Origin of the sequence: Pseudomonas capeferrum, assembly GCF_000731675.1 — a bacterium.
Taxonomy (GTDB): Bacteria; Pseudomonadota; Gammaproteobacteria; order Pseudomonadales; family Pseudomonadaceae; genus Aquipseudomonas; species Aquipseudomonas capeferrum.
Map to the genome: position 1 here is coordinate 822,322 of NZ_JMIT01000003.1, position 24,378 is coordinate 846,699.

General features: G+C 59.0%; 23 protein-coding genes. 4 read left to right on the forward strand and 19 right to left on the reverse strand.

All coding sequences use genetic code 11. From position 1 onward, the window contains the following. Nucleotides 1-77: 77 nt before the first annotated feature. From glmU to rpmH, 19 genes are all read right to left on the reverse strand, one after another. Entirely contained in the window at nt 78-1,445 is a 1,368-nt protein-coding gene (glmU, locus tag PC358_RS21355) for a bifunctional UDP-N-acetylglucosamine diphosphorylase/glucosamine-1-phosphate N-acetyltransferase GlmU (RefSeq protein WP_033702432.1), read from the reverse strand. Between the two features lie 119 nt (nt 1,446-1,564). Beyond that, on the reverse strand, nt 1,565-1,984 hold the full coding sequence (locus tag PC358_RS21360; protein ID WP_033702433.1) for a F0F1 ATP synthase subunit epsilon: 420 nt from the start codon (nt 1,982-1,984) through the stop codon (nt 1,565-1,567). 43 nt (nt 1,985-2,027) lie between these two features. Continuing rightward, nucleotides 2,028-3,404: a F0F1 ATP synthase subunit beta gene (atpD, locus tag PC358_RS21365; RefSeq protein ID WP_016489910.1), complete on the reverse strand. Its 1,377-nt coding sequence runs from the start codon at nt 3,402-3,404 to the stop codon at nt 2,028-2,030. Between the two features lie 27 nt (nt 3,405-3,431). Further along, the gene (atpG, locus tag PC358_RS21370) at nt 3,432-4,292 is read right to left on the reverse strand and encodes a F0F1 ATP synthase subunit gamma (protein WP_033702434.1); all 861 of its coding nucleotides are present in this window, start codon (nt 4,290-4,292) and stop codon (nt 3,432-3,434) included. A 48-nt stretch (nt 4,293-4,340) separates the two neighbouring features. After that, nucleotides 4,341-5,885 (reverse strand): F0F1 ATP synthase subunit alpha, encoded by a 1,545-nt coding sequence (gene atpA, locus PC358_RS21375; protein ID WP_012274911.1) that lies wholly within the window; start codon nt 5,883-5,885, stop codon nt 4,341-4,343. A 21-nt stretch (nt 5,886-5,906) separates the two neighbouring features. Then, nucleotides 5,907-6,443, reverse strand: a complete 537-nt coding sequence (locus tag PC358_RS21380) for a F0F1 ATP synthase subunit delta (RefSeq protein WP_003253191.1) — start codon at nt 6,441-6,443, stop codon at nt 5,907-5,909. A gap of 12 nt (nt 6,444-6,455) precedes the next feature. Continuing rightward, on the reverse strand, nt 6,456-6,926 hold the full coding sequence (locus PC358_RS21385; RefSeq protein WP_003260032.1) for a F0F1 ATP synthase subunit B: 471 nt from the start codon (nt 6,924-6,926) through the stop codon (nt 6,456-6,458). Between the two features lie 58 nt (nt 6,927-6,984). After that, complete coding sequence (gene atpE, locus PC358_RS21390; RefSeq protein ID WP_003097235.1) at nt 6,985-7,242, reverse strand: F0F1 ATP synthase subunit C; 258 nt, start codon at nt 7,240-7,242, stop codon at nt 6,985-6,987. A 142-nt stretch (nt 7,243-7,384) separates the two neighbouring features. After that, nucleotides 7,385-8,254, reverse strand: a complete 870-nt coding sequence (gene atpB / locus PC358_RS21395) for a F0F1 ATP synthase subunit A (protein ID WP_033702435.1) — start codon at nt 8,252-8,254, stop codon at nt 7,385-7,387. Nucleotides 8,255-8,270: 16 nt separating this feature from the next. After that, on the reverse strand, nt 8,271-8,678 hold the full coding sequence (locus PC358_RS21400; RefSeq protein WP_033702436.1) for a F0F1 ATP synthase subunit I: 408 nt from the start codon (nt 8,676-8,678) through the stop codon (nt 8,271-8,273). Nucleotides 8,679-8,827: 149 nt separating this feature from the next. Next, complete coding sequence (locus tag PC358_RS21405; protein ID WP_033702437.1) at nt 8,828-9,700, reverse strand: ParB/RepB/Spo0J family partition protein; 873 nt, start codon at nt 9,698-9,700, stop codon at nt 8,828-8,830. A gap of 9 nt (nt 9,701-9,709) precedes the next feature. Then, nucleotides 9,710-10,501, reverse strand: coding sequence for a ParA family protein (locus tag PC358_RS21410; protein ID WP_027592075.1), 792 nt, complete (start codon nt 10,499-10,501; stop codon nt 9,710-9,712). 18 nt (nt 10,502-10,519) lie between these two features. Next, nucleotides 10,520-11,170 carry a 16S rRNA (guanine(527)-N(7))-methyltransferase RsmG gene (gene rsmG / locus PC358_RS21415; RefSeq protein WP_033702438.1) on the reverse strand — a complete coding sequence of 217 codons (651 nt, stop codon included), beginning with the start codon at nt 11,168-11,170 and terminating at the stop codon, nt 10,520-10,522. Then, nucleotides 11,167-13,059 (reverse strand): tRNA uridine-5-carboxymethylaminomethyl(34) synthesis enzyme MnmG, encoded by a 1,893-nt coding sequence (gene mnmG, locus PC358_RS21420; protein WP_033702599.1) that lies wholly within the window; start codon nt 13,057-13,059, stop codon nt 11,167-11,169. The genes rsmG and mnmG overlap by 4 nt, the downstream gene beginning before the upstream one ends. 534 nt (nt 13,060-13,593) lie before the next feature. Next, entirely contained in the window at nt 13,594-14,964 is a 1,371-nt protein-coding gene (mnmE, locus tag PC358_RS21425; RefSeq protein WP_033702439.1) for a tRNA uridine-5-carboxymethylaminomethyl(34) synthesis GTPase MnmE, read from the reverse strand. A gap of 83 nt (nt 14,965-15,047) precedes the next feature. After that, complete coding sequence (gene yidC, locus PC358_RS21430) at nt 15,048-16,730, reverse strand: membrane protein insertase YidC (RefSeq protein ID WP_033702440.1); 1,683 nt, start codon at nt 16,728-16,730, stop codon at nt 15,048-15,050. A gap of 2 nt (nt 16,731-16,732) precedes the next feature. Next, nucleotides 16,733-16,978 carry a membrane protein insertion efficiency factor YidD gene (yidD, locus tag PC358_RS27370; protein ID WP_015268406.1) on the reverse strand — a complete coding sequence of 82 codons (246 nt, stop codon included), beginning with the start codon at nt 16,976-16,978 and terminating at the stop codon, nt 16,733-16,735. Next, nucleotides 16,971-17,375, reverse strand: coding sequence for a ribonuclease P protein component (rnpA, locus tag PC358_RS27375; protein ID WP_077068714.1), 405 nt, complete (start codon nt 17,373-17,375; stop codon nt 16,971-16,973). The genes yidD and rnpA overlap by 8 nt, the downstream gene beginning before the upstream one ends. A gap of 13 nt (nt 17,376-17,388) precedes the next feature. After that, on the reverse strand, nt 17,389-17,523 hold the full coding sequence (rpmH, locus tag PC358_RS27380) for a 50S ribosomal protein L34 (protein WP_003253163.1): 135 nt from the start codon (nt 17,521-17,523) through the stop codon (nt 17,389-17,391). A 596-nt stretch (nt 17,524-18,119) separates the two neighbouring features. Here rpmH and dnaA point away from each other — a divergent pair. From dnaA to gyrB, 4 genes are read left to right on the forward strand one after another with little or no spacing between them, the layout of a single operon-like run. Beyond that, entirely contained in the window at nt 18,120-19,649 is a 1,530-nt protein-coding gene (gene dnaA, locus PC358_RS21440; RefSeq protein WP_033702442.1) for a chromosomal replication initiator protein DnaA, read from the forward strand. Between the two features lie 40 nt (nt 19,650-19,689). Then, nucleotides 19,690-20,793 carry a DNA polymerase III subunit beta gene (dnaN, locus tag PC358_RS21445; protein ID WP_027592068.1) on the forward strand — a complete coding sequence of 368 codons (1,104 nt, stop codon included), beginning with the start codon at nt 19,690-19,692 and terminating at the stop codon, nt 20,791-20,793. 15 nt (nt 20,794-20,808) lie between these two features. Next, nucleotides 20,809-21,912, forward strand: coding sequence for a DNA replication/repair protein RecF (gene recF / locus PC358_RS21450; RefSeq protein WP_033702443.1), 1,104 nt, complete (start codon nt 20,809-20,811; stop codon nt 21,910-21,912). A 4-nt stretch (nt 21,913-21,916) separates the two neighbouring features. Next, nucleotides 21,917-24,337, forward strand: a complete 2,421-nt coding sequence (gyrB, locus tag PC358_RS21455) for a DNA topoisomerase (ATP-hydrolyzing) subunit B (RefSeq protein ID WP_033702444.1) — start codon at nt 21,917-21,919, stop codon at nt 24,335-24,337. Nucleotides 24,338-24,378: the final 41 nt, after the last annotated feature.

Sequence of the window (24,378 nt, forward strand, 5' to 3'; positions counted from 1 at the left end):
TCCCAGCTTTCCAACAGCCCAAAAAAAACCGACCCATTCACACAGGTCGGCTTTCGATCGAAACAACTGTGTATAACTCAGCTCTTCTTGATCTTCTCCGGCCGCTTCCAGCCGTCGATGTTGCGCTGGCGCGCACGGCCCACAGCAAGCTGCCCTGCTTCAACAGTCTGGGTGATGGTCGAGCCTGCCGCAGTAGTAGCACCAGCCTGGATATCCACAGGCGCCACCAACGAGTTGTTCGAGCCGATGAACACGTCTTCGCCCATCACCGTCTTGAACTTGTTGGCGCCATCGTAGTTGCAGGTGATGGTGCCAGCGCCGATGTTGGTGCGCGCACCGATTTCGGCATCGCCCAGGTAGCTCAGGTGGCCGGCCTTGGCGCCCTCACCCAGGTGAGCATTTTTCAGTTCGACAAAGTTACCCACATGGGCCTTGGCATCCAGCACGCTGCCCGGGCGCAGGCGCGCGAACGGGCCAGCATCGCTACCCTCGCCCATCACCGCACCTTCGATGTGGCTGTTGGCCTTGACCACCGCACCCTTGCGCAGGGTGCTGTTCTTGATCACGCAGTTGGGGCCGATTTCTACATCGTCCTCGATCACTACCTGGCCTTCGAGGATCACGTTGATGTCGATCAGCACATCACGGCCTACGGTCACTTCACCGCGCACATCGAACCGCGCCGGGTCGCGCAGGGTGACACCCTGGGCCATCAGGCGGCGGCCTGCGCGCAACTGATAGTGGCGCTCCAGCTCGGACAGCTGGCGACGATCGTTGGCGCCCTGCACTTCCATCGGGTCATGGGGCTGCTCGGTCGCCACCACCAGGCCGTCGGACACCGCCATGGCGATGACATCGGTCAGGTAGTACTCGCCCTGGGCATTGTTGTTCGACAAACGGCTCATCCAGTCCGCCAGGCGCGCGGCAGGCAGGGCCAGAATACCGGTGTTGCCTTCCTTGATCGCTTTCTGCGCGTCGTTGGCATCCTTGTGCTCAACGATCGCCGTTACCTTGCCCTGCTCGTCACGCACGATACGACCATAGCCGGTCGGGTCTTCGAGGGTGACCGTGAGCAGCCCCAGTTGCTCGTCGTTGGCCTTGGCCAACAGACGCTGCAAGGTCTCCACTTCGATCAACGGCACATCGCCGTACAGCACCAGCACGGTATCTGCGGTCAACGCCGGCAGCGCCTGAGCCACGGCATGGCCTGTACCCAGCTGCTTGTCCTGCATGACGAAGTTCAGGTCGTCAGCTGCCAGGCGCTCACGTACCTGCTCGGCACCGTGGCCAATGACCACGTGGATACCTTGCGGCTGAAGCTGGCGCGCGCTGTGGATAACATGGCCGAGCATGGAGTTGCCGGCAACCGGGTGTAGTACCTTGGGCAGCGCCGAGCGCATGCGGGTACCTTGGCCGGCGGCGAGAATAACGATATCGAGTGACATTACTGGCTACCAATCCTGGGCGGTCAGTGAAATGACCGGGGGGGAAATCAAAAAAAGAAAAAGGGTAGCCGAGGCTACCCTTTTACTCAATCGCAACAGAAGTCATCAGCCGTGGCCGATTACTTGCCTTTGCGCATTTGCTGGACGGTACGCAGCTGAGCTGCGGCCTCGGCCAGACGTGCGGCGGCGGCGCCGTAGTCGAAGTCCGCGCCTTTCGTATTCAGGGCGTTCTCGGCAGCCTTGAGGGCTTCCTGAGCCTGCGCTTCATCCAGGTCTGCAGCACGTTGCACGGTATCGGCAAGCACCTTGACCATGTTCGGCTGAACCTCGAGGAAACCACCAGAGATGTAGAACACCTCTTGTGCGCCACCCTGCTTGGTCAGCGTGATCGGACCTGGCTTCAGATTGGTGATCAGCGGCGCGTGGCCTGGAGCGATACCAAGATCACCCAGGTTACCGTGCGCAACCACCATCTCGACCAGACCGGAGAAAATTTCTCCTTCCGCGCTGACGATATCGCAATGGACTGTCATAGCCATCTGCTTGCCTCAACCTGATAGCGCCCCTTGCGGGGCGCAGGAATTACAGTTTCTTGGCTTTCTCGATCGCTTCGTCGATGCTGCCGACCATGTAGAACGCTTGTTCTGGCAGGTGGTCGTAGTCACCTTTGAGGATGCCGCTGAAGCCAGCGATGGTGTCTTTCAGGGAAACGTACTTGCCTGGCGAACCGGTGAAGACTTCGGCCACGAAGAACGGCTGCGACAGGAAGCGCTGGATCTTACGAGCGCGGGCTACCAGTTGCTTGTCGGTCTCGGACAGTTCGTCCATACCCAGGATCGCAATGATGTCCTTCAGCTCTTTGTAGCGCTGCAGAACATACTGAACGCCACGAGCGGTGTCGTAGTGCTCGTTGCCGATCACGTTCGGGTCCAGCTGGCGCGAAGTCGAGTCCAGTGGATCGACCGCTGGGTAGATACCCAGGGAGGCGATGTCACGGGACAGAACGACGGTGGCGTCCAAGTGGGCGAAGGTGGTCGCTGGCGACGGGTCGGTCAAGTCGTCCGCAGGTACGTATACGGCCTGGACGGAGGTGATCGAACCTTCCTTGGTGGAGGTGATGCGCTCTTGCAGAACGCCCATCTCTTCAGCCAGGGTCGGCTGGTAACCTACTGCCGAAGGCATACGGCCCAGCAGTGCGGATACTTCGGTACCGGCCAGGGTGTAACGATAGATGTTGTCGACGAACAGCAGAACGTCGTTACCTTCGTCACGGAACTTCTCAGCCATGGTCAGGCCGGTCAGCGCTACGCGCAGACGGTTTCCTGGTGGCTCGTTCATCTGACCGTAGACCAGCGCTACTTTGTCGAGAACGTTGGAGTCCTTCATCTCGTGGTAGAAGTCGTTACCCTCACGAGTACGCTCACCCACACCAGCGAACACGGAGTAACCGCTGTGTTCCATGGCGATGTTACGGATCAGTTCCATCATGTTTACGGTCTTGCCGACACCGGCACCACCGAACAGACCAACCTTACCACCCTTGGCGAACGGGCAAACCAGGTCGATAACCTTGATGCCGGTTTCCAGCAGGTCGTTGCCGCCTGCCTGGTCAGCGAACGAAGGCGCTGGCTGGTGGATACCGCGACGCTCTTCTTCACCGATCGGGCCGGCTTCGTCGATCGGGTTGCCCAGTACGTCCATGATACGGCCGAGAGTGGCCTTACCAACAGGAACGGAAATGGCAGCACCGGTGTCGACGACATCCAGACCGCGCTTCAAGCCTTCGGTGGAGCCCATCGCAATGGTACGAACCACGCCGTCGCCCAGCTGCTGCTGAACTTCGAGGGTGGTTTCCGCGCCTTGTACTTTCAGCGCGTTGTATACACTCGGCACGACGTCACGTGGGAATTCCACGTCGATGACGGCGCCGATGATTTGAACGATACGTCCGCTACTCATAGCTGGATCCTCTGAATATGTGAACCGTTAAACCGCGGCAGCGCCGCCGACGATTTCCGAGATCTCCTGGGTGATCGCAGCCTGACGCGCCTTGTTGTAGATCAATTGCAGCTCTTTGATCAAATCACCGGCGTTGTCTGTGGCGTTTTTCATGGCGATCATCCGGGCCGCTTGTTCAGCAGCGTTGTTCTCGACCACCGCCTGGTATACCTGCGACTCCACGTAACGCACCATCAAGCCGTCCAGCAGCTCTTTTGCGTCGGGTTCGTACAGGTAGTCCCAGTGGTGCTTGAGTTCCTGATCCGGGGTTGCCACCAACGGTACCAATTGCTCGACCGTTGGCTTCTGGGTCATGGTGTTGATGAACTTGTTCGAAACCACCGAGAGGCGATCGATACGGCCGTCCATGTAGGCGTCCAGCATCACTTTGACGGAGCCGATCAGATCGTTGATCGATGGCTCTTCGCCCAAGTGGCTGATCGCTGCTACGACGTTGCCGCCAAAGATGCGGAAGAAAGTCGCACCCTTGCTGCCAATCACGCACAGGTCGATTTCCACGCCCTGTTCGCGGTTTGCGCTCATGTCCTTGACCAGGGCCTTGAACAGGTTGGTATTCAAGCCACCGCACAGACCACGGTCACTGCTCACCACGATATAACCGGCGCGCTTTACAGGGCGCTCGATCATGAACGGGTGGCGGTATTCCGGGTTGGCGTTGGCCAGATGACCGATCACCTGGCGGATACGCTCCGCGTAAGGACGGCTAGCAGCCATGCGCATTTGTGCCCTGCGCATCTTGCTGACCGCCACTTTCTCCATGGCGCTGGTAATTTTTTGCGTGCTTTTGATGCTCGCAATCTTACTGCGAATCTCTTTTGCGCCTGCCATGTATCACCTATCAGGTTAGCAAGCGGGGGCCAGGGCCCCCGCTGCGGCTTACCAGGTCTGGGTGGCCTTGAACTTCTCGATACCGGCTTTCAGGCCTGCGTCGATTTCGTCGTTGAAGTCACCCTTCACGTTGATCTTCGCCATCAGTTCAGCGTGATCACGGTTGAAGAAGGCGATCAGTGCTTGCTCGAAGCTGCCGATCTTGGAGACTTCTACGTCGGTCAGGAAGCCACGCTCAGCGGCGTACAGCGACAGGGCCATGTCCGCGATGGACATCGGCGCGTACTGCTTCTGCTTCATCAGCTCGGTAACGCGCTGACCATGCTCCAGCTGCTTGCGGGTCGCTTCGTCCAGATCGGACGCGAACTGGGCGAATGCAGCCAGTTCACGGTACTGAGCCAGCGCGGTACGAATACCACCGGACAGCTTCTTGATGATCTTGGTCTGAGCGGCACCACCTACGCGGGATACCGAAACACCGGCGTTCACTGCAGGGCGGATGCCCGAGTTGAACATGGCCGATTCCAGGAAGATCTGACCGTCGGTGATCGAGATCACGTTGGTCGGAACGAACGCGGAAACGTCGCCAGCCTGGGTTTCGATGATCGGCAGCGCGGTCAGGGAACCGGTTTTACCAGTCACAGCACCGTTGGTGAACTTCTCGACGTACTCTTCCGAAACGCGCGATGCACGCTCCAGCAGACGGGAGTGGAGATAGAACACGTCGCCTGGGTATGCTTCGCGTCCTGGTGGACGGCGCAGCAGCAGGGAGATCTGACGGTAGGCAACAGCCTGCTTGGACAGGTCATCGTAAACGATCAGTGCGTCTTCACCGCGGTCACGGAAGAACTCGCCCATGGTGCAACCGGCGTATGGCGCCAGGAATTGCAGTGCGGCGGATTCCGAAGCACTGGCAACAACCACGATGGTGTTGGCCAGGGCGCCGTTTTCTTCCAGCTTGCGAACGATGTTGGCGACGGTGGAACGCTTCTGGCCGACAGCAACATAAACACAGAAAATACCGGAGTCTTTCTGGTTGATGATGGCGTCGATGGCCATGGCGGTCTTGCCGATCTGACGGTCACCGATGATCAGCTCACGCTGGCCACGGCCGACAGGGATCATGGCGTCGACAGATTTGTAGCCAGTCTGTACAGGCTGGTCTACCGACTTACGCCAGATCACGCCTGGAGCAACTTTCTCGACCGCGTCGGTCTGGGTGTTGCCCAGAGGACCTTTGCCGTCGATCGGGTTGCCCAGTGCGTCGACGACGCGACCCAGCAGTTCCTTACCAACTGGAACTTCCAGGATGCGGCCGGTGCACTTGGCGCTCATGCCTTCGGCGAGGGTGTCGTAGGCACCCAGGATCACTGCACCTACGGAGTCTTGCTCCAGGTTCAGGGCCATGCCGTAGACGCCGCCAGGGAACTCGATCATTTCGCCGTACATGACGTCGGCCAGACCGTGGATCCGCACGATACCGTCGGAAACCGAAACGACGGTACCTTCGTTACGGGCTTGGGAGCTCACATCGAGGTTGTCGATGCGGCCCTTGATGATTTCACTAATTTCGGAAGGATTGAGTTGCTGCATTGCTCTGCTGCCCCTTCAAACTCAAGATTTCAATGCTTCGGCCAGTTTCGCGATTTTGCCGCGAACAGAGCCATCGATTACCAGGTCACCAGCGCGGATGACGACGCCGCCAATCAGGCTGGCATCCTCCGACGCGTGCAGGCGCACTTCCTGGCCTAACCGTGCACTGAGAACCTTGGCGAGTTTGTCTTGCTGTTCTTGGTTCAACGCGAAGGCACTGGTGACTTCCACGTCCACGGATTTCTCTTGCTCGGCCTTGTACAGGTCGAACAGAGCGGCAATCTCCGGCAGAAGCAGGAGACGGTCGTTTTCCGCGGCAACATGAATGAAATTCTGTGCCTGTGCATTGAACTTGTCACCGCACACGTCAATGAACGTGGCGGCCTTTTCTGCGCTCGTCAGTCGCGGGGCCTTGAGCAGGCGCTGCATGGTGTCGTCTTGCGACACCGCAGCAGCCAGGCCGAGCATGGCTGACCAATTGGCCAGTTGCTGATGGGCCTGGGCATGCTCAAAGGCAGCCTTAGCGTAAGGTCGGGCCAACGTGGTCAGTTCTGCCATGATCGCCCTCGCTTAAATTTCAGCGGCCAGTTTGTTAACCAGCTCCGCATGCGCGTTTTGATCGATTGTGGCGCCAAGGATCTTTTCAGCACCGCCAACGGCCAGGGCACCCACTTGGGCACGCAGGGCGTCTTTAGCGCTGTTCAGTTCCTGTTCGATCTCGGCCAGAGCCTGAGCCTTCACACGGTCAGCTTCGACGCGGGCCTGATCACGGGCTTCCTCGACAAGCTGAGCAGCGCGTTTCTTGCTTTGCTCAATGATTTCGGCTGCCTGTGCTTTAGCTTCACGCAGTTGCTGACCCGCTTTCTCTTGGGCCAGCTCCAGGTCGCGAGCTGCGCGGTTGGCAGCGTCCAAGCCGTCGGCAATCTTCTTTTGACGCTCTTGCAGAGCAGTGATGACCGGAGGCCATACGTACTTCATGCAGAAGAGTACAAAAATCAGGAAAGCAACGGATTGGCCAATCAGGGTTGCATTAATGTTCACGCCAACACCTCGCTCGGTCTTAATTCATCACAGCACATCAACTCGTTGTGACGAGTGATTAGCCGGCGATCTGACCAACGAAGGGGTTCGCGAAGGTGAAGAACAGAGCAATACCAACACCGATCATGGTTACGGCGTCGAGCAGACCGGCAACGATGAACATTTTGACCTGCAGCATCGGAACCATTTCTGGTTGACGAGCAGCGCCTTCCAGGAATTTGCCGCCCAGCAGGCCGAAACCAATGGCGGTACCCAGAGCACCCAGGCCGATCAGCAGAGCAACAGCGATAGCGGTCAGACCAACTACAGTTTCCATCTTTCCTCCCGACTTTTACGTCGTATTGGTTAGGTTTTTAGTTTGAAGCGGTAAAACAAATCGTGAGTACAGCTGCCCTTGCGGACTTTTTAAGCCCTCCCCCCGTACCGGCGGGGAAGGCTATCAGACACGCCAGGCGGTCTTAATGGTTATCTTCGTGCGCCATCGACAGGTAGACGATGGTCAGCATCATGAAGATGAAAGCTTGCAGGGTGATGATCAGGATGTGGAACACAGCCCACGCCCATTGCAGCACCACACCCAGGCCGCTCAGCCACAGCAGGCCCGAGCCGAACATGACGGCGATCAGGATGAACACCAGCTCACCGGCGTACATGTTGCCGAACAGACGCAGTGCCAGCGAGATCGGCTTGGCGATCAGGGTGACGAATTCCAGCAGGAAGTTCACCGGGATCAGCAGGGCTTGAACGAAGATGTTCTTGCTGCCGAACGGGTGCAGGGTCAGCTCACCGATGAAGCCGCCCAGGCCCTTGACCTTGATGCTGTAGAAGATGATCAGGGCAAACACGCTGAAGGCCATGGCCAGGGTCGCGTTCGGGTCGGTAGTCGACACGGCGCGGAACGGAATGTGCGGATCACCGGAGATCAGGATGGCCAGCTGAGGAATCCAGTCGACCGGTACCAGGTCGACGGCGTTCATCAGGAATACCCAGACGAAGATGGTCAGTGCCAGCGGAGCGATCACCGGGCTACGGCCGTGGAAGGAGTCCTTCACGCTGCCGTTGACGAAGTCGACCATCACTTCGACGAAGTTCTGCAGGCCGCCGGGTTGGCCGGAGGTCGCCTTCTTCGCCGCCATGCGGAAGATGAACAGGAAGATCAGACCCAGCGCAACGGACCAACCCAGGGTGTCCAGGTGGAACGCCCAGAAGCCCATTGCCTTGGCTTCTGCAGCCGAATGGGCAAAGCCCCAGCTGCCGTCTGGTAGTTGACCGTAGGTCAGGTTCTGCAAGTGGTGCTGGATATAGCCCGAAGCGGTTTCTGCTGCCATGGTTGCCTCAAACGCCCTAAGGTCTCGAAAGTCTTTTATTCATTAGCAGTGGCGCGAACCAGCTGACCATTAGGGTCAGCAGGAAGACGCCGAATACTGCTAACGGCGCCAATGGCTTCACTCCTGCGAAGGTCAATGCAAACAGCACTGCCGTCAAAATCATTTTGCCTGCCTCGCCAGCGTAGAACGACTTGACGATGGCCTGCGCTGCCCGGGCTCCGCTAAAGCGAAACGCCTTCCAGGCGAAATACACATTGGGTAGCCAGGCAATCAAACCTCCGCAGAGACCTGAATATCCACTGACCGCCCCTTTCCACTGCCACACCACCAAGGTTGCCAGCAGAAGTACTACACATTGAGTCAACAGTACCGGAAAAACCGCCCAGCGATGGAAAGGCAAGCGGTTTGGCGTGCGGATTTCCATCACAACTGCTCCTCGGAAGTCGACCAACAAGTCAGCTATGACTTGGCATAATTTGTGCCGACAAAATGCGCGCAGAGTATAGGGGTGGATTAACCCCTATTCAACTCTTCGGTAGTGATTTCCGACTGCGCGCTACAACAGGAATTGTTTCAGCGGATGTGAGCAAGGACGCCTTGCAACTCGTCAAGCGAGTTGTAGCGAATAACCAACTGCCCTTTGCCCTTGTTCCCATGACGGATCTGCACGGCCGAGCCCAGGCGCTCTGCGAGCCGCTGTTCAAGGCGTGCGATATCCGGATCAGGTTTGCTCGGTTCGACCGGATCAGGCTTGTCACTGAGCCACTGACGTACCAGTGCCTCGGTTTGGCGCACGGTGAGGCCACGTGCGACAACATGACGCGCCCCCTCCTCCTGACGATTCTCTTCAAGGCCGAGCAAAGCGCGAGCATGACCCATCTCCAGGTCGCCATGGGCGAGCATGGTCTTGATCGCTTCAGGCAGCGTGATCAGGCGCAACAGGTTGGCCACGGTAACCCGCGACTTGCCAATGGCATCGGCCACCTGCTGCTGGGTCAGTTCGAACTCCTGCTGCAGGCGCTGCAGGGCGAGGGCCTCTTCCAGCGGGTTGAGGTCTTCGCGCTGGATGTTCTCGATCAGCGCCATGGCGATGGCCGCCTCGTCCGCCACTTCGCGGACCATGGCCGGCACGGTGTCCAGGCCAGCCTGCTGGGTAGCGCGCCAGCGGCGCTCACCGGCGATGATCTCGTAGCGGTTGTCGCCCACCGGGCGAACCACGATCGGCTGCATCACGCCATGGGTGCGAATCGAGTGCGCGAGTTCTTCCAGCGCCACCGGGTCCATGTCGCGACGCGGCTGGTACTTGCCACGCTGGATCAGCTCGACCGGCAGGTGTTGCAGTTCCTTCTGGTCGATCTTGACAGCCTGCTCTTCGAGCGCGCTGACGGAAGGACCACTGAGCAGAGCATCCAACCCACGTCCGAGACCTCGTTTCTTAACGGCCATACGGATTCCTTAAGTTGTTTGTGCAGTGCGTGATGGACGGCGCTGACGGCGCACCAGTTCCCCGGCCAGGGCCAGATAAGCCAGCGCACCACGCGACTGCTTGTCGTAGGCCAGGGCCGGCATGCCGAAGCTCGGGGCCTCGGCCAGGCGAATGTTGCGCGGGATGACCGTGTCGTACAGCTGCTCGCCGAAGTGCTCCTTGAGCTGGGCCGAAACATCGTTGTTCAGGCTCAGGCGCGGATCGAACATGGTCCGCAGCAGGCCTTCGATCTTCAGCTCCGGGTTCAGCCGGGCGGCAATGCGCTTGATGTTATCCACAAGGTCGCTGAGGCCTTCCAGTGCGTAGTACTCGCACTGCATGGGGATGATCACCCCATCGGAAGCCACCAACGCGTTGAGGGTCAGCATCGACAACGACGGCGGGCAGTCGATGAGAATGAAGTCGTAGTTCTCGCGGATCGGCGCCAGGGCGTTGCGCAGGCGGCTTTCCTTGACCTGCATTTCCAGCAGCACCACTTCGGCGGCGGTCAGGTCACGGTTGGCCGGCAACAGCTGGAAACCACCGTGCTCGGAGTAATGCATGGCCTGAGCCAGGTCACATTCCCCGATCAGCAAGTCGTATACCGAGTGCTCGAGCTCGTGCTTGTCGACACCGCTGCCCATGGTGGCGTTGCCTTGCGGATCGAGGTCGATCAGCAGCACACGACGTTTGGTCGCGGCCAGCGATGCCGCGAGATTGATACAGGTGGTGGTCTTGCCCACACCACCTTTCTGGTTCGCGATTGCGAATACCTTAGCCATTGATGCGCGTGTTCCCAGTCATGCCTTGCGGCGCAGTATCAGCAGATGGCGCTGGCCCTGGCAACCTGGAACGGTCAGGGCCTGCTCGCTTTCCACTGTGAAGTCTGCGGGCAATGCTACCAGTTCATCGGCAGGATGCAGCCCCTTCATTGCAAGCCATTGCGTCCCGGTGTCGCCCAGATGGCGGGTCCAGTTGGTGAAGTTCTCCATGCTGCTGAAGGCACGCGAGATGATTCCGCTGAACGGTTGCGCCGGTTTGAAGGCTTCAACCCGGCTGTGGATAACCTGCAGGTTGTCCAGCTTGAGCTCCATTTTCACCTGGGTCAGGAAGCGGGTCTTCTTGCCGTTGCTGTCCAGCACCGTCACCCGCTTGTGCGGGTGCAGGATAGCCAAGGGAATGCCCGGCATGCCACCCCCGCTGCCGACATCCAGCCAGTTATCGCGCTCGCTGTGGATAAACGACATGACGCTGAGGCTGTCGAGCAGGTGCCGGGAAACCATCTCGTCCGGATCGCGCACGGCAGTGAGGTTGTAGGCCTTGTTCCATTTGATCAACAGGGCCAGGTAGCCCAGTAGCATCGTGTGCTGCTGCGCGCTCAGCTCGATACCGAGCTGGCGCGCGCCTGTGGACAATTCTTCGGCGTGTTGCGGGGTGACCAGGGAACTCAAGCGCTTTGCTCCAATTCGCGGCCTGCGCCGCGTTTTTTCAGATGAATCAGCAGCAGCGAAATGGCCGCTGGCGTCACACCAGGAATACGCGAAGCCTGGCCCAGCGTCTCGGGACGGGTCTGGCCGAGCTTGCCCTGGATCTCCTTGGACAGGCCGGAAATCGTGGTGTAGTCGATATCCACAGGCAGGCGAGTATCTTCACTGGCGCGCAGACGGGCGATCTCATCCTGCTGTCGGTCGATGTAGCCCGCGTACTTGGTCTTGATCTCGACCTGTTCGGCAACCTGTGGGTCGATGGCATCACCCCCGGTAGCCTCGATCAGGCCGGCGTAATCCACTTCCGGCCGTGCCAACAGGTTGAGCAGGCTGTATTCGTGGCTCAACGGCGTACCGAACTTATCCACAACCGCTTGCCCCTGCGGGGTATTAGGGCGAACCCAGGTCGACTTGAGGCGCTGTTCCTCACGCTCGATGCCATCACGCTTGGTGCAGAACGCCGCCCAACGCTGGTCATCGATCAGGCCCAGTTCTCGGCCTTTCTCGGTCAGACGCAGGTCGGCGTTGTCCTCGCGCAGGATCAGCCGGTATTCGGCGCGCGAGGTGAACATGCGGTACGGCTCCTGGGTACCCAGGGTGATCAGGTCGTCGACCAGTACGCCGATGTACGCCTCGTCGCGGCGCGGGCACCAGCTTTCGCGGCCTTGCGCGCGCAGCGCAGCGTTGGTACCGGCCAGCAGGCCTTGCGCACCGGCTTCTTCGTAACCGGTGGTGCCGTTGATCTGGCCGGCGAAGAACAGGCCGCCGATGACTTTGGTCTCGAGGCTGTACTTCAGGTCACGCGGGTCGAAGTAGTCGTACTCGATGGCATAACCCGGGCGCACGATGTGGGCGTTTTCCATGCCGCGGATCGAACGCACCAGCTCCAGCTGCACATCGAACGGCAGCGAAGTCGAAATACCGTTGGGGTACAGCTCATGGGTGGTCAGGCCTTCCGGCTCGATGAACACCTGGTGGCTTTCCTTGTCGGCGAAGCGATGGATCTTGTCTTCGATCGACGGGCAGTAGCGCGGGCCGACGCCTTCGATCACACCAGAGTACATCGGCGAACGGTCGAGGTTCGAGGCGATGATCTCGTGGGTACGTGCGTTGGTGTGGGTGATCCAGCAGCTCACCTGGCGCGGGTGCATCTGGGCATTGCCCATGAACGACATGACCGGGATCGGTGTGTCGCCCGGTTGTTCGGTCATCACCGAGAAGTCCACCGAGCGCCCATCGATACGTGGCGGGGTACCGGTTTTCAGTCGGCCGACGCGCAGCGGCAGTTCACGCATGCGGTGTGCCAGCGCGATCGAGGGCGGATCGCCGGCGCGGCCGCCGGAATGGTTTTGCAACCCGATGTGGATAAGCCCACCGAGGAAGGTACCGGTAGTCAGCACCACGGATTCGGCGAAGAACCGCAGGCCCATCTGGGTTACCACGCCTTTGACCTGGTCCTGTTCGACGATCAGGTCGTCGCAGGACTGCTGGAATATCCACAGGTTTGGCTGGTTTTCCAGGATTTCGCGAACCACTGCCTTGTAGATGGCGCGGTCAGCTTGCGCTCGGGTGGCGCGTACGGCCGGGCCTTTGCGGTTGTTCAACACGCGGAACTGAATGCCGCTCTTGTCGGTGGCCAGCGCCATGGCGCCGCCGAGCGCATCGATCTCTTTGACCAGATGGCTTTTGCCAATACCGCCAATCGCGGGGTTGCAGCTCATGTGACCGAGGGTTTCCACGTTGTGGGTCAGCAGCAGGGTTTTGACACCCATGCGTGCAGACGCAAGCGCAGCCTCGGTACCGGCATGGCCGCCGCCGATGACGATCACTTCAAAACGGGAAGGGAAATCCACCACGCACCTCGTGCCTGTTTTTGCGAATAGAGAAGGTAAGCCGACAAGTATAGGGACTTACCCCCTTGCAAAGGAACCGTTTGCGCAAAATTTGATCAGGCTGTGGATGAGTGGCAAACAACAGAAATCAAAGAATAAGAATTTAAAAAGCTTTGTTTTTATGTTTATTCTTATGCACACACCTTTCTGTGGATAAGGTTACACAGGCCTTATCTGGCGCTGTGTACAGAGAAATTAAACCCTGTTATTCAAGTGCCATGAGGGCTATGGACAACGTCATTTAACCTGTGGATTAAATGCCTATTTACCCACAGGCCGGTTTTTCCTCAAGAAAAAGAGTGGGTTATCAAGAGACCTGAAGTTGGGTTATCCCCAGGGTACAGGCGCACCTATTTTCACCTGTGGATGAAAAAAACCAGGATCTGGACGGCCTTCTTGGCCAACGCACAGCCAGTGAGGTGACTGACGAGCAAAAAAAAACCGCTCCCGAAGGAGCGGCCTGGTGTCGCCAATGGCCTTGTGAAGGCCTGTGGATTACTTGCCGATGCAGAAACTGGAGAAGATACGCCCCAGCAGGTCATCCGAGCTGAACGCCCCTGTGATCTCTCCCAGGGCGTGCTGAGCCTGGCGCAGGTCCTCTGCCAGCAGTTCACCGGCGCCAGCCAGGGTCAGCTGCGCACGGCCATGCTCCAGGTGATCGCTGGCCTGGCGCAGGGCATCCAAGTGGCGCCGGCGGGCACTGAAACCGCTCTCTGCAGTCTGTTCGTAGCCCATGCAGGCCTTGAGGTGGTCACGCAGCAGCTGCAAGCCGCTATCGTCATCCTTGGCGCTGAGGGTGATAGTCACATGGCCGTCGTCACACTGCTCCAGGCCCACGGGTTCACCGCTGAGGTCGGCCTTGTTACGGATCAACGTGACGTTGCCAGGGTCCGGGCGCTGATCGAGGAACTCCGGCCAGAGGGCGAAGGGATCGCTGGCTTCGGGTGCCGTGGAGTCGACCACCAGCAATACACGATCAGCTTCGCCAATGGCCTTGAGCGCCCGCTCGACACCTATCTTTTCCACATGGTCATCGGTATCACGCAGGCCTGCGGTGTCCACCACGTGCAACGGCATGCCGTCGATGTGGATATGTTCACGCAGGATATCCCGGGTGGTGCCGGCGATGTCGGTGACGATGGCCGCTTCGCGACCGGCAAGGCGGTTCAGCAGGCTGGATTTACCCGCATTCGGGCGGCCGGCGATCACCACCGTCATACCATCGCGCAGCAGCGCGCCCTGCCCGGCTTCGCGTTGTACTGTGGACAACTCGCTGCGCACGGTATCCAGCATCGACAGCACGTGGCCATCGGCGAGGAAGTCGATCTCCTCCTCCGGGAAGTCGATCGCCGCCTCCACGTAGATGCGCAAGGCGATCAGCGCCTCGGTGAGGCTGTGCACACGCTTGGAGAACTCCCCCTGCAGCGAGCGCAAGGCATTGCGCGCCGCCTGGCTGGAGCTGGCCTCGATAAGGTCGGCGATCGCCTCGGCTTGTGCCAGGTCGAGCTTGTCGTTGAGAAACGCACGCTCGCTGAACTCACCCGGGCGGGCCAGCCGGCAACCGAGTTGTACACAGCGCTGCAGCAGCATGTCCAGGACCACAGGCCCGCCATGCCCCTGGAGCTCGAGCACATCTTCACCGGTGAACGAGTTGGGCCCTGGGAAGTACAAGGCGATGCCTTCGTCCAGCACCAGGCCCTGGTCATCGCGAAACGGCCCGTAATGGGCGTGGCGAGGCGTCAGGGTACGGCCGGTGATGAGCTGGCCTGCCTGGGCAGCCAACGGGCCGGACAACCTGACAATGCCCACGCCTCCGCGGCCCTGGGCGGTAGCGATGGCGGCGATGGTCTCACGCACAGTGTTCATGCTCGAAAGCCTCTACGACAAAAAACGACAGATAGCAAAAACGCCCCACTAGGGGGCGTTTTTATTCACAGACTAGCAGCCCGTCAAGCAGCAGCTTTCTTGCTCGCTGCTTCGATACGGCGGGTGATGTACCACTGCTGGGAAATCGACAAGCAGTTGTTCACAACCCAGTACAGCACCAGACCAGCCGGGAACCACAGGAAGAAGAAGGTGAAGATGATTGGCATCATTTTCATGACCTTCGCCTGCATCGGGTCCGGCGGCGTCGGGTTCAGACGCTGCTGAATGAACATGGTGGCGCCCATGATGATAGGCAGGATGAAGAACGGATCCTTGATCGACAGGTCAGTGATCCACAGCATCCATGGGGCCTGGCGCATCTCGACGCTTTCCAGCAGTACCCAGTACAGGGCCAGGAATACCGGCATCTGAACCAGGATCGGCAAGCAGCCACCCAGCGGGTTGATCTTCTCTTTCTTGTACAGCTCCATCATCGCCTGGGACATCTTCTGGCGATCATCGCCGAAGCGTTCCTTCAGCGCGGCAAGCTTTGGCGCCACGGCACGCATGCGCGCCATCGAGCGGTAGCTGGCAGCCGACAGCGGGAAGAACAGGCCTTTGATGAGCATGGTCAGCACGATGATCGACCAGCCCCAGTTACCCAGCAGGCTGTGGATATGTTGCAGCAGCCAGAAGATCGGCTGGGCAATGAACCACAGGAAGCCGTAGTCGACGGTCAGTTCCAGGCCTGGGGACAACTCCTTGAGCTTGGATTGGATCTTCGGGCCGGCGTACAGCATGGCGCTGGTTTCGACCTTGCCGCCAGCAGGGACGCTGATGGCCGGGCCGGTGTAACCGATGATGTAGTTGCCTTGGCTGTCCTTGCGGGTCTGGACAACGTTGTTGTCAGACTTGGCCGGGATCCAGGCGGTTACGAAGTAGTGCTGCAGCCAGGCGACCCAGCCGCCGGACACATTTTCTTTCAAACTACCTTTGTCGATGTCTTTCATCGACACTTTCTTGTACGGCTCGGCAGCTGTCCACAGGGCGGCGCCCAGGTAGGTGGCGGTGCCGGTTGCCGTGCTCGAAGACGGATCGCCACTGGCGTCACGCTTGAGCTGGGCAAACATGTTGCCGCTCCAGGGCTGTGCGCTCTGGTTGTCGATCAGGTAGCTGACAGTCAGGTCGTACTCACCGCGCTTGAAGCTGAAGCGCTTGATGTAGTTCACACCGTTGTCGCTGAACTTCAGGTCGACCACCAGTTGTTCCTGGCCATCGGCCAGCTGGTAGCTGCGCTGCTCGGCCGCGTACAGCGGGCGACCAGTGGAACGGGCGTCCGGGCCGTTGGCGCCGGTCAGGCCGCTCTGGGCCAGGTACACACGCTCGCCGCCATTGTCGAACAGCTGGAACGGAATGTTCGGGTGGTCCTGACGGCGTGGGTACTTCGGCAGGTTCAGCTGGACGATGTCACCACCGACCGGGTCGATAGCCAGTTCCAGAACATCGGTCTTGACCCGGACCAGATCCTTGCTGAGTGCGACCGGTGCCAGTTCGGCAGGGCTCGATTCGGCGTTGGCGCTCGGTACATCGGCGCTGGCACCGTTGTTACCGGCCGGCACGCCATCGGGCAAGCCCGGAGCAACAGTGCTGGCAGCAGTATTCTGAGTCGGCAGGGCAGCTTGGCCGTAGTCATCGTTCCACTTCAGGACCATGACGTAGGACACGACTGCCAGCGCGGCGATCAGGATCGTGCGTTTAATATCCATGATTACTCGGCTATCGAAGAAGTTCGGGAGGAAGGAGCGGGTGGAACGGGGTCGAAACCGCCGTCGTTCCACGGATGACAACGCCCCAGGCGACGAACGGCCAGCCACCCACCACGCCAGAGGCCATGGTTTTCGATGGCTTCGTAAGCGTAACAGGAGCAGCTGGGGAAGAAACGACAGTGATTGGCCATCAGTGGACTGATGGCATAACGGTAAAACTGGATCGGAACGAGTGCCAGTTTACGCATCTTGGCTGTCTACCCCTGCGGAATCGGCGCTAACCGCTGGAGATGGCCGGCTGCGCGCCAGGCGTTTCCAGAGCTTGCCAAAGTGTTGATGCAATTCCGGGTTTTCTACCTCACCCAATCCCTTGCGCGCGACGATCACGATGTCCAGGCCAGCGAGTATCTGCTGGTTCAGACGAAAGGAATCGCGCATCAAGCGCTTGAGGCGATTGCGTTGAACGGCGAGCTTGACGCTCTTCTTGCCAATCACCAGGCCAAGGCGTGGATGATCGAGGCCGTTCTCGCGAGCAAGGATCAGCAGGTTTTTCCCTGGAACCTTGCCGGTTGGGGAGTCGAAGACCGCTTTGAAATGTCGGGGTGTAAGCAGTCGCTTTTCCCGACTGAAGTCCTGACTCACCACCTGTGCCGAAAAATCAAATGGCCAGACGCTTACGGCCTTTGGCACGACGACGCGACAGAACAGCGCGGCCGTTCTTGGTAGCCATACGAGCACGGAAACCGTGAGTGCGCGCGCGCTTGATGGTGCTTGGTTGGAAAGTACGTTTCATGGCGTGTTACCTGGGTTTGTCGACGACGGCCGGGATGGCCCCCTTTTTAAGAGACCGGCGATTCTAGAGAAAGCAAGGCAATAGGTCAATTTCCAACCAGTCATTCCTTATAGACGGCGTGATGCGTTTGCTCGGCCAGCGGTTGCCCAGACACGAGCCATTCGGGATCCCCCCACCGTGGATAACATGATAAAAAAGAAGAGACATTTAAAAAGCTTTCTTAAAGAACTTATAAATCTTAAGTGGATAACTTTCTGTGGATAACATCCTACAGCCCAGAAAAATCGGGCTGTACAGAGTTTTGAAACCCTGTCGGTATCCGGTGCCGCGCTTGTGCTGCGCCTGCGTAGAATCTGTGTATAAAAACGCGCTTTATCCACAGTCGAATTATCCACAGATTTCGACCCAGGGTTGTGCATAGCCCTCAGGTACTGTTATCCACAGGGTTTATGCACAGCTGTATAAGGACGTTTTGGTCGATAAATGGCTGTTTTGCCATGACTCCTAACGTATCCACATGTGGATAACTGATCGCTCGACCGGTACAATGGCGGTTTGCTTTTGCCTCATCCGGCTTTCAAACTCAGGGGATATCCGTGTCAGTGGAACTTTGGCAGCAGTGCGTGGAGCTTCTGCGCGATGAACTGCCTGCCCAGCAATTCAACACCTGGATCCGTCCGCTACAGGTCGAAGCCGAAGGCGACGAGTTGCGCGTCTATGCGCCTAACCGTTTCGTTCTCGATTGGGTCAATGAAAAGTACCTGGGTCGTCTGCTCGAACTGTTGGGTGAAAACGGCAGCGGCATTGCACCTGCCCTTTCCTTATTAATAGGCAGCCGTCGCAGTTCGGCGCCGCGTGCCGCCCCCAATGCGCCTGTCAGTGCCGCTGTGGCTGCTTCGCTGGCACAGACCCAGGTACACAAGGCTGCGCCCGCTGTTGTGTCGGCAGAACCTGCCGCTGCACCGGTAGAGCCTGTGCTGGTCAACGAGGTGGCTGAGCCGTCGTCGCGCGACAGCTTCGATGCCATGGCCGAGCCTGCGCCGGTGCCGGCTACCAGCACCCGTACCGAACAGCGCACCGTTCAGGTTGAAGGCGCGCTCAAGCACACCAGTTACCTGAACCGTACGTTCACCTTCGACACGTTCGTCGAAGGTAAGTCGAACCAGCTGGCGCGTGCGGCTGCCTGGCAGGTCGCCGACAACCCCAAGCATGGCTACAACCCGCTCTTCCTTTATGGCGGCGTCGGCCTGGGCAAAACCCACTTGATGCATGCTGTGGGTAACCACCTGCTGAAGAAAAACCCGAATGCCAAGGTGGTCTACCTGCACTCGGAGCGTTTCGTCGCCGACATGGTCAAGGCGCTGCAGCTCAATGCCATCAACGAATTCAAGCGCTTCTATCGCTCGGTCGATGCGCTGCTGATCGACGATATCCAGTTCTTCGCCCGCAAGGAGCGCTCGCAGGAAGAGTTTTTCCACACCTTCAACGCCCTGCTCGAGGGCGGCCAGCAGGTGATCCTCACCTCCGACCGCTACCCGAAAGAAATCGAAGGCCTGGAAGAACGCCTGAAGTCCCGCTTCGGCTGGGGCCTGACCGTTGCAGTCGAGCCGCCAGAGCTGGAAACCCGTGTGGCGATCCTGATGAAGAAGGCCGACCAGGCCAAAGTCGAGCTGCCGCATGACGCAGCCTTCTTCATTGCCCAGCGCATCCGGTCCAACGTCCGTGAACTTGAAGGTGCACTGAAGCGGGTAATTGCTCACTCGCACTTCATGGGCCGCGACATCACCATCGAACTGATTCGCGAATCGCTGAAGGATCTGCTGGCACTGCAGGACAAATTGGTCAGTGTGGATAACATCCAGCGCACCGTGGCCGAGTACTACAAGATCAAGATCTCCGATCTGTTGTCCAAACGGCGCTCGCGCTCTGTCGCGCGCCCGCGCCAGGTGGCCATGGCCCTGTCGAAGGAGCTGACCAACCACAGTCTGCCGGAGATCGGCGACATGTTTGGTGGTCGCGACCACACGACCGTGCTGCACGCCTGCCGCAAGATCAACGAACTGAAGGAATCCGACGCGGACATCCGCGAGGACTACAAGAACCTGCTGCGGACGCTGACGACCTGATGGCCGTCTGCGCAGCTAATTGAAGGCAAGGGACTAGACCATGCATTTCACCATTCAACGCGAAGCCCTGTTGAAACCCCTGCAACTGGTCGCCGGTGTCGTCGAGCGCCGTCAGACCTTGCCGGTCCTGTCTAACGTATTGCTGGTTGTGCAAGGCCAGCAGCTGTCGTTGACCGGTACCGACCTGGAAGTCGAACTGGTAGGCCGCGTGCAACTCGAAGAGCCAGCCGAGCCTGGCGAAATCACTGTCCCGGCGCGCAAGCTGATGGACATCTGCAAAAGCCTGCCGAACGACGTCCTGATCGATATCAAGGTCGACGAGCAAAAACTGTTGGTCAAGGCCGGCCGCAGCCGCTTTACCCTGTCGACCCTGCCTGCCAATGACTTCCCGACTGTGGAAGAAGGCCCGGGCTCGCTGACCTGCAACCTGGAGCAGAGCAAGCTGCGCCGCCTGATCGAGCGCACCAGCTTCGCCATGGCCCAGCAAGATGTTCGCTACTACCTCAACGGCATGCTGCTGGAGGTATCGCGTAACACCCTGCGTGCGGTGTCTACCGATGGTCACCGCCTGGCACTGTGCTCGATGAGTGCACCCATCGAGCAGGATGATCGCCATCAGGTCATCGTGCCGCGCAAAGGTATCCTTGAGCTGGCGCGTCTGCTGACCGACCCTGAAGGCATGGTCAGTATCGTCCTGGGGCAGCACCATATCCGCGCGACCACCGGCGAATTCACCTTCACCTCCAAGCTGGTGGACGGCAAGTTCCCTGACTACGAGCGCGTATTGCCCAAGGGCGGCGACAAACTGGTGGTGGGTGATCGTCAGGCACTGCGTGAGGCCTTCAGCCGTACTGCCATCCTGTCCAACGAGAAGTACCGCGGTATTCGCCTGCAACTGGCCGCTGGCCAATTGAAGATTCAGGCCAATAACCCGGAACAGGAAGAAGCTGAAGAAGAAATCAGCGTCGACTATAACGGCAGCGCGCTGGAAATCGGCTTCAACGTCAGCTACCTGCTGGACGTGCTGGGCGTCATGACAACCGAGCAGGTGCGTCTGATTCTGTCCGACTCCAACAGCAGTGCGCTGCTGCAGGAGGCTGGCAATGATGATTCGTCCTACGTTGTCATGCCAATGCGTCTGTAACCTGTAGCAGAGCGAATGTCCCTTCGACGTATCATGGTCACCGCGGTGCGCAACCTGCACCCGGTGACCCTCTCACCTTCTCCCCGCATCAACATCCTCTACGGTGCTAATGGCAGCGGCAAGACCAGTGTGCTTGAAGCTGTGCACCTGCTTGGGCTGGCGCGGTCCTTCCGCAGTACGCGTCTTAACCCCGTCATCCAATACGAGCAGCCAGCGTGCACCGTGTTTGGCGAGGTCGAGTTGACGTCGGGAGGCACCAGCAACCTGGGGGTATCTCGTGAACGGCAAGGCGAGTTCACAATTCGCATCGACGGGCAGAATGCCAAAAGTGCTGCGCAGCTGGCCGAACTGTTGCCATTGCAGCTGATCAACCCAGACAGTTTCAGGTTGCTGGAGGGCGCCCCGAAAATTCGCCGCCAGTTCCTGGATTGGGGAGTGTTCCACGTGGAACCTCGGTTTTTGCCTGCCTGGCAGCGTCTGCAGAAGGCGCTCAGGCAGCGAAACTCGTGGTTGCGGCATGGTACACTTGACCCAGCTTCGCAAGCCGCCTGGGACCGGGAATTGTGCCTGGCCAGCGCGGAAATAGATGAATACCGTCGCAACTACATCATGGCCTTGAAGCCCGTCTTCGAGCGAACCCTGAGCGAACTGGTCGAGCTTGACGGGTTGACCCTGAGCTATTACCGAGGCTGGGACAAGGACCGGGAACTCAACGAAGTACTCGCCTCCTCTCTCCTTCGTGATCAGCAGATGGGCCATACCCAGGCTGGTCCGCAGCGTGCTGATCTACGACTTCGATTGGCTGCCAACAACGCAGCCGACATTCTGTCGCGAGGGCAGCAGAAACTTGTGGTGTGTGCGCTACGCATTGCCCAAGGGCACCTCGTCAGTCAGGCTCGCCGTGGTCACTGTATTTATCTCGTGGATGATTTGCCGTCAGAACTGGACGAGCAACATCGCCGCGCATTGTGCCGCTTGCTTGAAGAATTACGCTGCCAGGTGTTCATCACCTGTGTAGATCACGAATTACTGAGGGAAGGCTGGCAGACGGAAACGCCAGTTGCTTTGTTCCACGTGGAACAAGGCTGTATCACCCAGACCCACGACCATCGGGAGTGAAGGCATGAGCGAAAATCAAACGTACGACTCCTCCAGCATCAAGGTGCTGAAAGGTTTGGATGCCGTACGCAAGCGTCCCGGCATGTACATTGGCGACACCGATGATGGTAGCGGCCTGCACCACATGGTCTTCGAAGTGGTCGACAACTCGATCGACGAAGCCCTCGCCGGTCATTGCGATGACATCACCGTCATCATCCACACGGATGAATCCATCAGCGTGCGCGACAACGGTCGCGGCATTCCGGTTGATGTGCACAAAGAAGAAGGCGTTTCCGCAGCGGAGGTCATCATGACCGTGCTGCACGCCGGCGGTAAGTTCGACGACAACTCGTACAAAGTTTCCGGCGGCCTGCACGGCGTGGGTGTTTCTGTAGTGAACGCTCTGTCCGAAAAGCTGGTACTGACAGTACGTCGCAGCGGCAAGATCTGGGAGCAGACCTACGTTCACGGTGTCCCCCAGGCGCCGATGGCGATTGTCGGTGACAGCGAAACGACCGGTACCCACATCCATTTCAAGCCTTCGGCTGAGACGTTCAAAAACATCCACTTCAGCTGGGATATCCTGGCCAAGCGGATCCGTGAGCTGTCGTTCCTCAACTCGGGCGTCGGCATTCTGCTCAAGGACGAACGCAGCGGTAAGGAAGAGTTCTTCAAGTACGAAGGTGGCCTGCGGGCTTTCGTCGAGTACCTGAACACCAACAAGACGCCGGTTAACACCCAGGTGTTCCACTTCAGTGTTCAGCGTGAAGATGGCGTGGGCGTTGAAGTCGCCCTGCAGTGGAACGACAGCTTCAACGAGAACCTGTTGTGCTTCACCAACAACATTCCGCAGCGTGATGGCGGAACTCACCTGGTGGGCTTCCGTTCTTCGCTGACCCGTAGCCTGAACAGCTACATCGAGCAGGAAGGCCTGGCCAAGAAGAACAAGGTCGCAACCACCGGCGACGACGCCCGTGAAGGCTTGACCGCGATCATCTCGGTCAAAGTCCCGGACCCCAAGTTCAGCTCCCAGACCAAGGACAAGCTGGTCTCCTCGGAAGTGAAGACTGCCGTGGAACAGGAGATGAACAAGTACTTCTCGGACTTCCTGCTGGAAAACCCGAACGAAGCCAAAGCTGTTGTCGGCAAGATGATCGACGCTGCCCGAGCGCGTGAAGCGGCGCGCAAGGCGCGTGAGATGACTCGCCGTAAAGGCGCACTGGACATCGCTGGCCTGCCTGGCAAGTTGGCTGACTGCCAGGAAAAGGACCCTGCCCTTTCCGAACTGTACCTGGTGGAGGGTGACTCCGCAGGTGGCTCGGCCAAGCAAGGTCGCAACCGTCGCACCCAGGCTATCCTGCCGCTGAAGGGCAAGATCCTCAACGTCGAGAAGGCTCGCTTCGACAAGATGATCTCGTCCCAGGAGGTCGGCACGCTGATCACTGCGCTGGGCTGTGGTATCGGTCGCGAAGAGTACAACATCGACAAGCTGCGTTATCACAACATCATCATCATGACCGATGCTGACGTTGACGGTTCGCACATCCGTACCTTGTTGCTGACCTTCTTCTTCCGTCAGTTGCCTGAGCTGGTCGAGCGTGGCTATATCTATATTGCCCAGCCACCGTTGTACAAGGTGAAGAAAGGCAAGCAGGAGCAGTACATCAAGGACGACGAGGCCATGGAAGAATACATGACCCAATCGGCCCTGGAAGATGCCAGCCTGCACCTGGACGAGTCGGCGCCAGCGGTTTCCGGTGTACAACTGGAAAGCCTGGTGAACGAGTTCCGTGGTGTGATGAAGACCCTCAAGCGTTTGTCGCGCCTGTACCCACAGGAGCTGACCGAGCACTTCATCTACCTGCCGGAAGTCACCCTGGAGCAGTTGGGCGACCACGCTGTGATGCAGGCCTGGCTGGCCAAGTTCCAGGAGCGTCTGAGCAATACCCAGAAGTCGGGCCTGGCTTACAATGCCAGCCTTCGCGAAGACAAAGAGCGCAATGTCTGGCTGCCGGAAGTGGAAATCACCTCGCACGGTCTGGCCAGCTACATCACGTTCAACCGCGATTTCTTCGGCAGCAACGACTACCGTACCGTGGTCAACATCGGTGCCAAGCTGTCCAGCCTTCTGGGTGAAGGTGCCTATGTTAAGCGCGGTGAGCGTCGCAAGGCGATTGTCGAGTTCAAGGAAGGCCTGGACTGGCTGATGAACGAGAGCACCAAGCGCCACACCATCCAGCGATACAAAGGGCTGGGTGAGATGAACCCGGACCAGCTGTGGGAAACCACCATGGACCCAACCGTGCGCCGCATGCTCAAGGTCACTATCGAAGACGCGATCGCTGCCGATCAGATCTTCAACACCCTGATGGGTGACGCGGTGGAGCCTCGCCGCGAGTTCATCGAAAGCAATGCGTTGTCGGTGTCGAACCTGGACTTCTGATCAGGTTCAGACAACCGCCATAAGAAAGCCCGCGCAAGCGG